The sequence below is a fragment of the Niallia sp. FSL R7-0271 genome, assembly GCF_038005785.1.
Classification (GTDB): domain Bacteria; phylum Bacillota; class Bacilli; order Bacillales; family Cytobacillaceae; genus Niallia.
Map to the genome: position 1 here is coordinate 3,332,693 of NZ_JBBOTZ010000001.1, position 14,806 is coordinate 3,347,498.

General features: G+C 39.6%; 13 protein-coding genes. 2 read left to right on the top strand and 11 right to left on the bottom strand.

The window, feature by feature from the left end:
- Window positions 1-20 precede the first annotated feature (20 nt).
- Entirely contained in the window at window positions 21-383 is a 363-nt protein-coding gene (locus MKX82_RS17015; RefSeq protein WP_233318481.1) for a winged helix-turn-helix transcriptional regulator, read from the top strand.
- Window positions 384-423: 40 nt separating this feature from the next.
- On the opposite strand, the gene MKX82_RS17020 is transcribed toward MKX82_RS17015, so the two are convergent.
- On the bottom strand, window positions 424-1,845 hold the full coding sequence (locus MKX82_RS17020; RefSeq protein ID WP_341078680.1) for a S41 family peptidase: 1,422 nt from the start codon (window positions 1,843-1,845) through the stop codon (window positions 424-426).
- A gap of 161 nt (window positions 1,846-2,006) precedes the next feature.
- Between MKX82_RS17020 and MKX82_RS17025 the strand changes: the two genes are divergently transcribed.
- Entirely contained in the window at window positions 2,007-2,834 is an 828-nt protein-coding gene (locus MKX82_RS17025) for a manganese catalase family protein (RefSeq protein ID WP_233318477.1), read from the top strand.
- 42 nt (window positions 2,835-2,876) lie between these two features.
- Here the strand turns inward: MKX82_RS17025 and MKX82_RS17030 are convergent, their stop codons facing one another.
- The 10 genes from MKX82_RS17030 to MKX82_RS17075 all read right to left on the bottom strand — a co-directional run bounded on the left by MKX82_RS17030 (window position 2,877) and on the right by MKX82_RS17075 (window position 14,541).
- Window positions 2,877-5,069: a heavy metal translocating P-type ATPase gene (locus tag MKX82_RS17030; RefSeq protein ID WP_341078683.1), complete on the bottom strand. Its 2,193-nt coding sequence runs from the start codon at window positions 5,067-5,069 to the stop codon at window positions 2,877-2,879.
- A 223-nt stretch (window positions 5,070-5,292) separates the two neighbouring features.
- Window positions 5,293-5,640 carry an ArsR/SmtB family transcription factor gene (locus tag MKX82_RS17035; RefSeq protein ID WP_396953779.1) on the bottom strand — a complete coding sequence of 116 codons (348 nt, stop codon included), beginning with the start codon at window positions 5,638-5,640 and terminating at the stop codon, window positions 5,293-5,295.
- A gap of 127 nt (window positions 5,641-5,767) precedes the next feature.
- Complete coding sequence (locus MKX82_RS17040) at window positions 5,768-7,180, bottom strand: murein hydrolase activator EnvC family protein (protein ID WP_341078686.1); 1,413 nt, start codon at window positions 7,178-7,180, stop codon at window positions 5,768-5,770.
- A gap of 181 nt (window positions 7,181-7,361) precedes the next feature.
- Window positions 7,362-8,255: a permease-like cell division protein FtsX gene (gene ftsX / locus MKX82_RS17045; RefSeq protein WP_233318546.1), complete on the bottom strand. Its 894-nt coding sequence runs from the start codon at window positions 8,253-8,255 to the stop codon at window positions 7,362-7,364.
- The gene (ftsE, locus tag MKX82_RS17050) at window positions 8,245-8,931 is read right to left on the bottom strand and encodes a cell division ATP-binding protein FtsE (protein ID WP_233318469.1); all 687 of its coding nucleotides are present in this window, start codon (window positions 8,929-8,931) and stop codon (window positions 8,245-8,247) included. The genes ftsX and ftsE overlap by 11 nt, the downstream gene beginning before the upstream one ends.
- A 565-nt stretch (window positions 8,932-9,496) precedes the next feature.
- Window positions 9,497-10,321: a YitT family protein gene (locus MKX82_RS17055; protein ID WP_245399891.1), complete on the bottom strand. Its 825-nt coding sequence runs from the start codon at window positions 10,319-10,321 to the stop codon at window positions 9,497-9,499.
- A 248-nt stretch (window positions 10,322-10,569) separates the two neighbouring features.
- Complete coding sequence (gene bacA / locus MKX82_RS17060; protein ID WP_341078688.1) at window positions 10,570-11,367, bottom strand: undecaprenyl-diphosphate phosphatase; 798 nt, start codon at window positions 11,365-11,367, stop codon at window positions 10,570-10,572.
- Between the two features lie 65 nt (window positions 11,368-11,432).
- Window positions 11,433-13,127, bottom strand: a complete 1,695-nt coding sequence (locus MKX82_RS17065) for a DUF6044 family protein (protein ID WP_233318465.1) — start codon at window positions 13,125-13,127, stop codon at window positions 11,433-11,435.
- Window positions 13,124-13,552 carry a GtrA family protein gene (locus MKX82_RS17070; protein ID WP_233318455.1) on the bottom strand — a complete coding sequence of 143 codons (429 nt, stop codon included), beginning with the start codon at window positions 13,550-13,552 and terminating at the stop codon, window positions 13,124-13,126. Before MKX82_RS17070 ends, MKX82_RS17065 begins: the two co-directional genes overlap by 4 nt.
- A complete protein-coding gene (locus MKX82_RS17075) occupies window positions 13,552-14,541 on the bottom strand; it encodes a glycosyltransferase family 2 protein (RefSeq protein ID WP_251644764.1) in 990 nt (329 codons plus the stop codon). Before MKX82_RS17075 ends, MKX82_RS17070 begins: the two co-directional genes overlap by 1 nt.
- Window positions 14,542-14,806: the final 265 nt, after the last annotated feature.

The following is a 14,806-nucleotide window of genomic DNA, read 5'->3' on the forward strand; positions in this document are numbered from 1 at the left end:
TATCATCTGGAGGTTACAGCATGGAAAAGAAGAAATACAATATTTCTGTTGAGGCAACCCTTGAGGTAATCGGCGGCAAGTGGAAATGTGTAATCCTATGCCATCTTACACATGGCAAAAAACGGACAAGCGAACTAAAGCGATTAATGCCTAATATTACCCAAAAAATGTTAACACAACAGCTTCGTGAATTAGAAGAGGACGGCATTATTAACCGAATCATTTATCAGCAAATTCCACCTAAGGTAGAATACGAGCTGAGTGAATATGGTCAAAGTCTGCAAAGTATTCTTGATGCACTATGTAATTGGGGAGAAAGGCATATTACGAAGGTCTATGGCGATAAAACACTCGTGCTGGAGGACAGCATTTTAAATAAGTAAACAACACGAAAAAGCACACCTTCTTTAAGGTGTGCTTTCTCTAATTCACGATATATCGCAAAGCTGTTTGCAGCTGCATATCGTTTTCATCTTTTTGCATTTCCGTTCTGACTGCCTGCTGCATCTTTTCGGCTGTATTTGCGTCAATCGTTCCTGTTTCTGTCAAATTATTGCTTCCTTGAAAGGCCTTCACAGCAATTTCTGTCTGGCTGCTGAAATAACCATCCTGCCTGTCTGTCCGATAGCCAAGACTTGTTAAAATCTCCTGCGCATACTTGACTTGCTCGGTGTTCATTTCCCGCTTCAACGTCTTTTCTATTTGAAGTGGATGAGTTTTATATAAAGCCGATTTCTCCACTTCCAAGTTTGGTTCTATCCCTTTTTTATGAATCCAATTCCCATCAGGTGTGAGCCATTTGAATAAAGTTAATTTAATTTTGCTTCCATCCTCCATTGGCACAGCTTGCTGAACTGTCCCCTTACCGAACGTCTTTTCACCAATAAGTGTGTAGTTTTCCGCTTCTTTCATAGCACCAGCCATTATTTCTGATGCTGAGGCACTTCCATTATCTACAAGCAGAACAACTGGATAATCCTTCTTTTGTTTTAAGTCAGAGTAGAATTGTTCGGTCTCTCCATCTCGATGCTCAATTTGCACATAAGGCTTGTCTGAAGTCACAAACTCTCCTAGTATCTCATTCACACTTGTAAGCAGTCCCCCTGGGTTGCCTCTGACATCTAATATCAAGCCGGCAATTCCTTGCTGCTCTTGCTCCTGTAATGCCTTATGAAATTCAGAAGCTGTCTCCTGTGAAAAGGAGGTAATTTCAATATAACCGATATTTTCTCCACCCTCTCTTTTAACAGAGGAATGAACCGTAATTTGCGGAACCTCATCACGGACAACGGCTATTTGCAGCGGCTTTTCCAGCCCTTGTCTGACAATCTCCAATTCTACCTTCGTGCCTTTTTCTCCCCTAATCTTTTGCGTCACATCATACAGATCAAAGCCTTGTACACTTTCTCCGTCCACCTTAACAATTTCATCATTTGCTTTAATACCAGCCTTTTCTGCAGGAGAATCCTTTATTGGCGACACAATAATAACCTTATCGTCTTCTGCGCTTATTTCAGCACCAATGCCTTCAAAAGAGGAATCAAGAGCTTGTTCAAACTGTTTTGCGCTGTCCTTGTCCATATAAACAGAATACGGATCATCAAGGGTAGAAAGCATGCCCTTAATTGCACCCTCCTCTAATTCAGCCTTATCTACTTTTTCCACATAATTGTTTAAGATCAGGTTATACGCTTTGTCAACCTTCGATAAGGCTGTCGCATTGCTGCTTGCTGCTGAATCAGACTTCGTTTTATTCTCTTCCCATATATTCATTCCAATATAAGTGCCGCCGGCTCCAACTATGAGGGAGCTTGTCATGCATATCACCAGCAATTTTCGATTCATCTAAGATCGTCCTCTCTTCCTTCTTCATGAGAATAGCCTTACTGAATCTATATGCCGAGAGCAGACAAGTTATGATGACAGCTTTTGCTGTACGCTATTTAAAGTGCACCTATTTTCCCTAGTTGAATAACCTATACAGACGAAAGGGAGGAATGCCTAAAATGTTTTATCATATAAAAGAACTAGCATACCAAGCAAAGCCAGAAAAACCAGATCCACTTTTCGCTAGAAGAATTCAAGAACTAATCGGCGGCCAATTTGGAGAAATGTCTGTTATGAATCAATATTTATTTCAAGCATGGGGTACAAGAGGACATGCAAAATACAGAGATTTACTGTTAGATACAGGTACGGAGGAAATAGGTCATATTGAGCTATTGTCCACAATGGTTGCCCGTCTCTTAGATGATGCACCTGTAACCGAACTGGAGTCTGCAGCTGCTACTAATCCTGCGTTAGCGGCAATTATCGGCGGGATGGACCCACAGCACGCTATCGTATCCGGCTTATCAGCAACTCCAAAAGACAGCAACGGAGTGCCTTGGAACAGCGGCTATATCATTGCGAGCGGCAATCTGCTTGCAGATATGCGTTCTAACCTGCATGCTGAATCACAAGGAAGATTGCAGGCAGTAAGAATTTTTGAACAAACAGATGACAGAGGTATTAAAGATATGCTTTCCTACCTTATCGCAAGGGACACTATGCATCAAAATCAATGGCTTGCTGCTATTTATGAACTAGAACAGCAAGAAGGGGTTGTTGTTCCAAGCACGTTCCCGAAGGAATTGGAAAAAAGAGAGGTTTCTTATTTATTCTTGAACCATTCGATGGGAGACGAAAGCAGCAAAGGAAGATGGGCATCTGGTCCAAGTATGGATGGTATGGGCACATTCCAATACGTAAAGGACGTACCTCCATTCGGTCCTGCTCCAAAATTAAAGCCTGCACCGCCGGCAGAGCATGGTACACCTCCAAATGTAATGTAGCATAAAAAGAGCCACTGTCTAAAAGACAGTGGCTGACTATTTTCATGGAAGATTTTTTATAGATAAGACTCTCATTGCATTCAGCACAGCAATTAAGGTAACTCCAACATCTGAAAACACCGCTTCCCACATTGTAGCAACTCCAAAGGCCCCAAGCAAAAGGAATAGCGCTTTAACTCCTAACGCAAACACAATATTTTGCCAAACAATCTTGCGCGTTTTTTTAGCAATGGAAATGGCAGAGGCAATTTTTGAAGGTTCATCTGTCATAATGACTATATCAGCTGCTTCAATGGCTGCATCTGAACCTAAGCCGCCCATCGCCATGCCTACATCTGCCCGCGCTAATACAGGTGTATCGTTAATCCCGTCTCCTACAAATAAGATCTTCTCTTTTGGAGATTTTCTTTTATCCAGTTTTTCTATCTCTTCTACCTTATCCTGTGGAAGGAGCTCTGCATGCACAACGTCTATATTCAGAGACTTAGCAACACTTGCGCCCACCGCAGCAGCATCCCCTGTAAGCATGACCGTTTTTTTAATGCCAGCTTGCTTCAATGCTGCAATAGCCTGCTTGGCATCCTCCTTCAATTGGTCGGATATGACAAGTGAGCCAATAAACTCCTTATTTGCTGCTACATAGACAATTGTTCCAATCTCTTCTCTTAACTCGAAATCAATTCCTTCCTTCACCATCAGCTTGTAGTTACCAGCTAATACTTTTAAACCATTAACAGCTGCAATGATTCCGTAGCCTGGGATTTCCTCATAATCATTTACATCTGCTTCTGAAACTGCGCCCCCATAAGCCTTTCTGATTGATTCGGCAATCGGATGGTTAGAATGAATCTCTGCACTTGCCGCATTCCGCAGAACATCTTGGTCTGAATAACCGTTAGCAGGATGCACAGACACTACTTCAAATACTCCCTTCGTAAGGGTACCTGTCTTATCAAACACCGCATACTTAACATCATTCAAGGCCTCCAAATAGTTGCTGCCTTTTACAAGAATTCCCGCTTTAGATGCAGCACCTATTCCGCCGAAAAAGCCAAGAGGAATAGAAACAACGAGCGCACATGGACAAGAGATAACTAAGAAAATCAAGGCACGATACAGCCAATCAGAAAATACAGCACCCTCCAAAAATAGAGGAGGCACTACAGCTAATAATGCTGCAATGATTACCACAACCGGTGTATAGTAACGAGCAAATTTCGTGATGAAGTTTTCTGTCGGCGCTTTTCTGCTGCTGGCATTTTGAACAAGTTCCAAAATTTTCGCAACAGTAGACTGACTATATTCCTTCGTTACCTTGACAGTGAGCACTCCATTTTTATTGATGAAGCCGCTGAGTATATCATGTCCCGGCTCTACATCTCTTGGCATGGACTCCCCTGTCAATGCCGAAGTATCAACGCTTGATTTACCCTCAACGACAATACCGTCAAGCGGTATCTTCTCTCCAGGCTTGATAACGATAATATCACCGATTGTCACCTCTTCTGGAGACACCTTTTCAAGGGTCTCCCCTTTCATCACATTGGCATAATCTGGTCTGATATTCATTAAGCTGCTAATCGACTTACGTGAACGGTTTACAGCAGCTCCCTGGAACAGCTCGCCGACTTGATAAAACAGCATGACAGCAACGCCCTCTGGATATTCTTGAATTGCAAATGCTCCTATCGTGGCAATGGCCATTAAGAAATGCTCATCAAATACTTGGCCGCGGACGATATTTGTACAAGCCCGCCATACAATGTCTCCGCCAATAATAAGATAGGCAACAACAAAGGCAGACAGCTTTATAACACCATCCAGCGGAAGAAAATAAGCAAAAAGAGCGATTATCGTCCCGATTACAAGCCGTGTTATCATTCTTTGCATGCTCTTGCTTCCATGGTCATGTGAATGTCCATGGCTGTGACTATGACTGTGACCATGCTGAAGATGAGCATGATCATGCTTGTTTGTTTGCCGATTTTCCCCCGCTGTTTTTTCTTTTAATTTTACATGCGGTTCCAACCGTTTTATTGCCTTTTCCGCTTTTGCGATTATCGGGCCTTCTTCGTCACTGAACTGTAAGGACAATGTCTGTGTCGCAAAATTGACTTGGCATTCATTCACACCCTCTATCGTGGCAACACCCCGCTCAATTTTCATGGCACAATTCGCACAGTCTAGCCCTTCTAATATAAAGTCTTTCCTTTGCAGCTGTTTTCCTTCCTCCATGGTTTTCCCCTCTTTCATTAATTGTCTTAAATGAAATTCTTTCCTGTCAGAAAAGGATTGATTTATTTAATATCACTTAATTATCGAGAAAATCATTATATGAACAATTACTCATATATTCATATTATATGTAAGCAGGCTCGAAAGTGTCAATGTTATTTCCAATATGGGTATAGAACAGCAGCAGCCAAACGAGTCTGGCTGCTGCTGTTCTATATCCATATTAATGATGTCTTGCATGGTCAATCATCTGCTTTAAAACACTCATAACATGCTCATCATCGCAAGAGTATATCATAGTTGTTCCTTCCCTGCGATATTTAACAAGGCGAAGGTTTTTCAAAAACCGCAGCTGATGAGAAACTGTCGACTGAAGCATCTGCAGTCTTTCTGCTATTTCATTAACAGAATGCTGCTTTTCTGACAATAGATGGAGAATCTTAATTCTTGTCGGATCTGATAAAGCTTTAAATGTTTGGGAAACAATAAATAATGTCTCCTCATCAAGGATTGCACCAGCACCGCTTATTGGGTTCAACTCTTCATTATCTTTATTATCATTGCCGCTCATTTTCATTGCTCCTCTTTAAAAAACTCATATCTTTATTATAGCATAGTAATATCTGGATACATCCTTACGACCGCTTATGGAAAAACAAAAAAGCTTGTCCATATTGTGGACAAGCTTTTTTAATCTATTAGATTGGAACAATACCAATCGGGTTGATTGCGTTGGATTTAGCTGCATTCCATTCGCCTTTATGCAATTCAAAATGCAAATGCTGTCCTTGGGAATCACCAGTATTACCCATTGTACCGATACGCTGGCCTTTTGAGACAACCTGACCTGCACTAACTTTTCTGCTTCCTGATTTCATATGAGCATAAACAGTTGTGTACTGTTGGCCATTAATAGAGTGTGCAACAAATATCGCTTCACCATAACTGCTTGATGTGTAAGAACGAATAACAACACCGTCTGCTGCTGCAACAATTGCAACATTATCACCTGTTGCTGCTAAGTCAATTCCCGCATGGAAAGTTCCCCAGCGTTGACCTAAGCCAGAAGTAAGCACTCCATTAGCTGGTTTTGTCCAGTTTCCTGAAGATACACCAGGTGTTGATGCTGCAGAAGATGAACTTGAACTGCTTGAGCTTGAGCTTGATTTTGAACTAGAACTAGAACTAGAACTTGAGCTAGATTTAGAACTTGAGCTGCTCGACTGTGCTGCCTTTGCTTTAGCAGCTGCTGCTTCTGCTGCTGCCGCCGCTTCTGCAGCTTCTTGTTTCTTTCTTTCTTCCTCTGCTTTTCTTGCAGCTTCCGCTTGACGCTGTTTTTCCAGCTCAATTGCTTTTTCCATTGCTACCTTTTGGTCTGCCAAGATTGCTTCTTCTTCTTCAAGTGAAAGCATTTCTGCATGGACATGACCCTCTTCCTCTTCAAGCTGTGCCATCACTTTATCTTTTTCTTTCTTTTTGGAATCCAAATCTGCCTTCATGTCTTCCAACTCACTTAGCATTGTTTCCAGTGAGCTTAGTTTTTCTTTTAACTCAGCCTTTGAATCTTCCAGAAGCTTTTTATCTGCTTCCTGCTCCTTTAAGATAGCGCGGTCTGCTTCCACAATTGTTGCCACAGCACCGACACGGTCAATTAAATCACTGATGCTTTGAGCGCCCATAAGCACATCCATGTAGCTGACTGCACCGCCAGTTTCCTGCATAGCTCTTGCTCTGTCTTTCAGCACTTCATTTCTTTCATCAATTCTTTTTTGTGTTGCTTTAATTTGTTTCTCCAGCTTTGCCACATCATCTTTTGTTGTTTCAATCTGTTCTTTTTTCTCAATAATGTTAACTTGTGTAGTAGAAATCGCTGTGTTTAATCTCTCCAGCTCTTCTTCAACCGATGCCTGTTCATCATGTATGCTGTCTAGTTCTTCGTTTTTGTTGTTCTTTTCACTTTCTACATCTTGCTGCTTGCTTTCGATCTCCTCTTTTTGCTTGTTAAGATCGCTTACGCTTGCTGCATTTGCCGTAGAAAAAGGTCCTTGAGCAACAATACCACCAATGCCTAAAGTAGTAACGACTGTCCATTTAACTATTGTATTTTTCAAGCTCTCATGCCTTCCCCTCTAAAAAAATAGATACGTAGGTTTAACTACTTGTAAACTAGTATTTTAGTACTATACCATTGAAAATAACGCCAATTTAATAGCCTGGCCTTTTATCCAGGCTATTAAGTAGCAGTATATTGTGTTTCACAGGAAGAAGGGACTACTTCTTCCTGTTTTCACCTTACACCTTCAAGAATTTGCGAATACTCATGACACTTCCCCATATACCGATCAATGCACCCATTAGCAATAGCAATGCTCCCACTTGATAAACAAATGGCGTATAATCAAGTATTTGGATGTAGTTGCCTGCCAATCTCGGATTCAAGTATTCATATGCATAATAATAAATGACCGATACAATGCCGATTGGAATAATCGAACCAATGACGCCAAGCCACATACCTTCCAAGAAGAACGGCCAGCGGATGAACCAGTTAGTTGCACCGACAAGTCTCATAATTTCTATCTCTTTACGTCTGGCAACAATGGTGATTTTAATTGTGTTGGAGATTAGGAACATTGCTGTAAACAGAAGCCCCGCAATTAGGACAATCCCGACGTTCCTGCTGACATTAATGACCTTGAACAGCCTGTCGACCGTACCTTGTCCGTATTTTACAGTTGCCGCATTTTCAAACTTCTCAATTTGCTGTGCGACTTTTTTTGTGTCATTTGGATTTTTTGTTTTAACAACAAACACATCACTTAATGGGTTATCCTGCTGAAACAGCTCATAAGCATCCCCATCGTCACCGAAGCTTTCAATCAAGTTGTCTAATTCCTGCTGTTTCGTAGAGAATGTTACGCTGTCGACATCTGATATGCCCTTAATCTTATCCTCTAAGGCAGCCTGATCATCTTTTGAAGCTGTCTGATCAATATGAACACGAATTTCCACGTTCTCTTCTATTGTTGTGGCAACCTCGTTCAAATTCATCATAATGACGAAAAACACACCAACCAAAATTAGCGTTATCGCCACAGAACTTATCGAAGCGAATGTCATCCATCCGTTTCTCCATAAACTTTTAAAACTTTCTCTAGCATGTCTTTTTACTGTTCTAGCCTTCATATCCGTAATCACCTCTCTGCTCGTCACGAACAATTCTTCCACCTTCGATGGCGATTACACGATGTCTAATCGTATTAACAATTTCCTTATTGTGGGTAGCCATCACAACGGTAGTTCCCCGATTGTTGATTTCCTCAAAAATATTCATGATTTCCCAAGAGGTTTCAGGGTCAAGATTCCCAGTTGGCTCATCGGCAATGACAAGCTTTGGGGAGTTTACAATCGAGCGGGCAATGGATACACGCTGCTGCTCTCCGCCTGATAGTTCAGTAGGCAGCATTCTTGCTTTATGCTTCAACCCTACTAGTCCTAAAGTGTCCATCACACGTTTTTTAATTGATTTAGGGTTTTCTTCAATTACTTCCAATGCAAATGCCACATTTTCAAATACAGTCAATGTCGGCAAAAGCTTAAAGTCCTGAAAGACGACTCCCATATTTCTTCGCAGCAAAGGAACCTTGCTGTTTTTCAATTTTGCTAAGTTTACACCGTTTATCAAGATTGTTCCTTGTGTCGGTTTTTCCTCGCGATGCATCATTTTAATGAATGTTGATTTTCCGGCACCACTCGGTCCAACTACATATACAAACTCACCTTGAGCTATTTTTACATCTATCCCATTGGCTGCAATAACGCCATTGGCATATTTCTTTATTACATTTTTCATTTCAATCATCTATTATCACACCTGAATTTTATTTGTAAGAACATGAGAAAAGTGCAATGCGTCTAAGGCAAACATGGTAGACGAATCACATCTGCGAATTGCTATTTATATTTATGCTATACATCCAGAACTTTTCTGACTTCCGTTAACCACCAAAATTCGACATTTACAAACCGACGGAAAGAGACAGCTTTTTTAAAAATAAAAGCTTTCCTTCTAATTACTTACATTATTATAACATTATAGGACAGTAATTTAACGGATAAAATTATTACATTTTCTTTTCAAACATCGCAAAAAGTACTATTATTATCTTGTCTTACCTTTATTTACTATTATAATAGTACTACAATTCGACCATATTCCCCTTTTTTTTTTATTTTTTTCATTAAATTAGGCTTATATACCTAAAAATAATTACGTTTTATGGAATTATTTTCATAATAATTTCCATTCATTACCCTTCGACATTATTTATAAAACGGTTACATTTTTAGCTTCTGTTACAAATCTTACAGAAGCTCAACATAATTAATAAAAAAACCGCCCTTTTCAAAAAATGGGCGGTTGCTTCTTATGCTTTTTTCGCGCTGAATCCTCTTCCATGCACCTCAGATGCATCCATGACAATAACGAATGCAGAAGGATCGATTGTTTGAACAAGAAGCTTCAACTTAGTGAATTGAGCTTGATCAACGACACACATTAAGATAGGACGCTCAAAATCAGTGTATCCTCCGTGAGCAGTAAGCTTTGTGACGCCTCTGTCGATTTTTGTCAGAATTCCTTCTCTTACTTCCTCTTGCTTGTCTGTTATAATCAACGCCATTTTGCTGCTTCCGAATCCAACTTGAACAATATCAATCGTTTTGCTTGTAACAAACAGAGCAAGCAATGCATATAAACCTTGTTCAATACTAAATACAGCCGCAGCCGTGATGACAATTACTCCATCGATTAAGGCAACACTTTTCCCTAATGACATACCGGTATATTTAGTGATAATTTGCGCAGCAAGGTCTGTCCCGCCTGTTGATGCTTTACCTTTAAAAACAATTCCAATTCCAAGGCCGATTCCGATACCGCCATATAATGCAGCAAGCAGTGGCTGGGTTGTCCAAGGCTCCATGTCTTTTGACAAAAAAACGACAAATGGTAAAAACAAAGTGCCTACAAGTGTTTTTATCCCAAAGTTTTTTCCAAGCAAAATCACTCCTGCAATAAACAAAGGGATATTAAATGCCCATTGTACAAAAGCCGGCTCCCAATGAAACAAGCTGGCAGTAATGGTGCTTATGCCGCTGACACCGCCTGAAGCTATATTATTAGGCAATAAAAACAAGTTAAATGATAATGCTACAATAGCAGACCCGATTAATACATAAATATATTCCCGCAAAATGCGACACCTCTTCGAATGATAAATTCTTTTTTATGGTAAATTTCAGCGAGCATTAGCAGTATGTAAATTCTATGAAAAATGCTCTCTATAGGTTTTCCCAAGCAGAGAGTATATCATTCAAACACAGGGGTGTAAATGGTGACTAATTAGCGTGGTAAAGGGATAAAAAGGTTACTTGTAAAGGCTGCGAGAAGTAAAAAAAGCTATCCTTGTTTTGCTAGGATAGCTTTTTAAAACTAGTAACCTTATAAAATAAAAATCCAAAATACAATGGCCAGTCCAAAACGATAAAAAGCAAAAGGCACCAATTTAATTTTATTAATTAAGCGCAGGAAGAATTTAATAGCAATCAGCGCGACCATAAATGCTGTCACAAAGCCTGCTGCAAATACGGGAATGTCCTGTACTCCTAAACTGTTCCAGCTTTCAAGCAAATCCTTTGCTGATGCGGCAAACATAATAGGAACTGCCATAATAAATGTAAATTCTGAGGCTGTTTTATGATTCATTCCAGCAAGCAATCCGCCTGAAAGGGTTGCTCCAGAACGGGAAAAACCCGGCACTAATGCAAAGCATTGAAAAAAACCAACAGTCAATGCTTGTCTGTATGTAACTTGATCGAGTGTTTTCGCCGTTGCAGTTGGCTTGAACTTTTCAGCTGCCAGCATCAGCAACCCTCCAATAATTAAGGTAATAACCACTGTCGCTGGACGAAAAAGTACATCTTTAATGAAATCATAAAGCAGCACACCACCAACACCGAAGGGAATAATGCCGACTGCTATGTGAAAAAAGCTGAGCGTTCCTATACTTTCAGAGTCCTGAAACCTCTTCAATCCTAATATGCTTAAAATCCTTTTCCAAAATACAAAAATCACGGCAAGAATGCTGCCAAGCTGAATAATAATTTCAAAGGTTTTAGCACTGCTGCCTGTAAAGTCCAACAAATGACCTGCTAAAATTAAATGACCTGTTGACGAAACAGGAGCGAACTCCGTCAATCCTTCTACTATACCCATGATAATAGCCGTTAATATCTCCATAAACACCTCCAGAAATATATATATTTTTGCGATCAACTATTTATACTAAAAAAGTGAATGGATGCTTATCCATTCACTTCATAAAGATATATCTTCCAATAGCCTGTTTTTGTTTCAAATGATTTCTCAAACGTTAAATTATTATCTTTTGCATTTTCAATTGGCAGTGCTGATAAGATATATTGACCGCCCATTTTTTGCAGCTGATTTGTATTTAAGCTTAAATTCTTAATACTTTTTTTAGAATGCTTAGAAAACTGATATTTTTTACCGAGCTCGTCAACAAATATGTAACAGCGTCCGCCCCAGTAATCATAATATTCCCTTAGCGCCTTATTCTTGTTAAGCTCAGGCTCAATGATTTTCCTGAATTCTTCTTTATAGCTTAATGGATAAATATTGCTATATGAATCAAGGGTATAAAAGCCATTGTACTGGGCAACATTAGGGTGCATCCCTATACTTACAACTCTGAAAGAGTCCAATGGCTTGTTTATGTATTCCTTTATTTCTTTAAACTCATCTTCCGCAAAATATTGTGCATAGCTTGGCTGATTTTTATATTTGATTTCTTCATTGTTAGGTATTAATACAAACAGCTGTGCAGCAATTAATGCATACACTACATATTTTAAGCGCCCACCTTTGTCCCAAATCATTTTCAGTGACAAAGCAAAAAGCACATAAATAATCATTGGCCGCAAGTAATGGAATCGCCCGAAGTTAAAGCTTGTCAAAAGGCTGACACGCTCCTTCAGCGGCTGCCATCCTTCAAAAAACCAAAATGCATACCAAGTAGATAGGACGAGGTTTAGTATATGCAAGAAAAGGAATAACCGGTTGTCTTTCGCCTGCTTTTTCATAAGCACCCATATTAAACAAAGAATAGTGAGCGGCATAATAATGAATTGGGAGATGGTCCTGTCTTGATTATGGCTAATCACATAGTTCTTTACAAGAAGACGCAATGTCTGGAATATATCAAGCTTGGACTGATAAAAGACATCTCTGTTTGTTAACTCACTAGAAGCAGGTGCTATCATAGAGATAACTAATCGATAATCAATAACTAAATAGATTGCTAGCATATATACGATGGATAATAAGAAAACGAAATTCCATTTCTTCGTTTTAAAGAGATCGTACAACCATAGTAAACCGACAAATGTTAGAAAGTAAAAAAAGCCGATTACAAAGGTGGAGAAAACCGGCAGAAGTGTCAGCACTAAATAGTTCTTCCAATTGCGCTCGCCCTTCCTAATATTAAGGAAGCTCCATAATGCTAACGGCATTCCGAGTATGCTCAGCATACCTGATGGCCAGTAAGGCGTTAGTGCGAAAGTCAACGCTGCACCGATTGTAATTAAGTATGGATTTGAATTTTTAAATACATGTTTTTTCAGGAGAAGATACATTCCTAAAAAGGCAAAAAAACGGGTAATCGCCTGACTCAATCCATATGCGACTACAGGCGGCAATATGTTGAAAAGAAATACCATCCCATAGTATTCGGAATAGTACGTATCCCGAGAAAACTCACCGTTCATTATCTGCTCCATTGGTGTATTAACAGGAGCAAACATATTGCCGCTGTTTTTCAGGACTTCATACCAGCCGAGATTAGAATCAAGATTATCATGCATACGCATATGCGCCTGTCCGTTCAGGATAAAATAGGGTAATACCCATAAAAAAACAATTAATAATGCCACTGCTAGGAAGATTTTTTCCTGCTTACTTTTTTCTGTTACGTTAATCATTTAACACTCCCAGGAACTTGTTGATATTTAGGTGAAAACACAAGATACTTCTGCCCAAAATAATTTAAAATCGTGTACATTCCGCTTCCAAAAAGGACCGCTATCACTTCTACATATTCCACAAGCAGCGGTGATTTACCAACGGTTTCCTCCACTAGCACCAATCCTAGCTTATAGGAAATGAAATAGGATGCCAGTATAACAATAGCAAACCGAATACTGCTTCCTACGAATCTAGCATTACTTTGAAAGGTAAGATTTTTATTAAGCATATAGCTTACAGCTGCACCTACTAAGTTGCCGATAAAGGTTGAGCTCCAATAGCTGAAATGGAACAGCAGCAGACAGGCATACATAATCGATAGCCCAACTGCTGTGTTAATCAGCCCAACGAGCAAAAACCGTATGAAAGAAGAGCGCAGCATTACACATGCACCTTCGATTTAACAGCATTAGCTTGTTTGTTTCTGCACAAATTATCCTCGATGATATAACGTGGACGCTGTTTAACTTCCTCGTAAATTTTTCCGATATACTCCCCTATGAGACCAATGCTCATCAATAAAAGGCCACCAATCAGCCATAGAGAAATCATTAAGGACGCCCATCCAGATTCTGTTTCACCGATAATTTTTTGCACAAGCACATAGCCTCCTGCCATTATGCTGATAATAGACGATAAAAAACCTATTAAAGTGATAAAGCGAATCGGTTTAACACTGAAGGATGTGATACCGTCTAAAGCAAATGCAAGCATTTTTGCAATTGGGTATTTTGATTCTCCAGCCTCTCGGGCTTTGCGCTCATAGTATACCTTCGCCGTCTTAAAACCAAGCAAGGGAACTACCCCTCTTAAAAACAGATTAGATTCCTTAAACTTAAGCATCTCTGTCAGCGCCCTTTTGCTTAACAGACGATAATCGGCATGGTTATATACTAGCGATAATCCCATTTTCTCCATCAGGCGGTAAAAGCCTTGTGCTGTACTTCGTTTGAAAAAGGTATCTGTTTCCCTTTTGCTTCTCACACCATACACAATTTCACAGCCGCTCAAGTACTTCAGCACAAATTCTCTAATCACACTAGTATCATCCTGCAGATCTGCGTCAATGCTAATAACGCAATCAGAAAATTGAACAGCTTCCTCAAGCCCTGCAAGCAATGCCCGCTGGTGACCGAAGTTTCGCGACAGTTTTAACCCGCTTACAAGCTTATCAAAATGTGTCGCACTCTCGATTTTTTCCCATGTGGAATCCTTGCTCCCATCATCGATGAAGAGCAATTGGCTCTTGGAACTTACAAGACCTTCGGAAATTAGGGAAGTAAGTACCTTTTTTAGTTGAAAATATGTATGCTCGAATACTTCCTCTTCGTTATAACAAGGAACAGCAATCGTTAATACAGCCTCTTTCATTTCATAACCTCTTTTCTTAAAATAACCAATTACTATAAGAATCTCTAAATAATTCCATTAATATACCTATAAACGAAATTTACAGCAAAAAGTTTCACTTTTCCCTTAAAAAGTAAATTAATTAAGAATTTGGAATATTTTCACGGCAACTTCATGCCCTCCTTACCAACATATTGACTTAAAAAAATTATACGTTACAATTCCTTGCCCAAATGCATACTTGGCAAAACTTTACCAAAATTAAATAATCACTTCATAATTAATT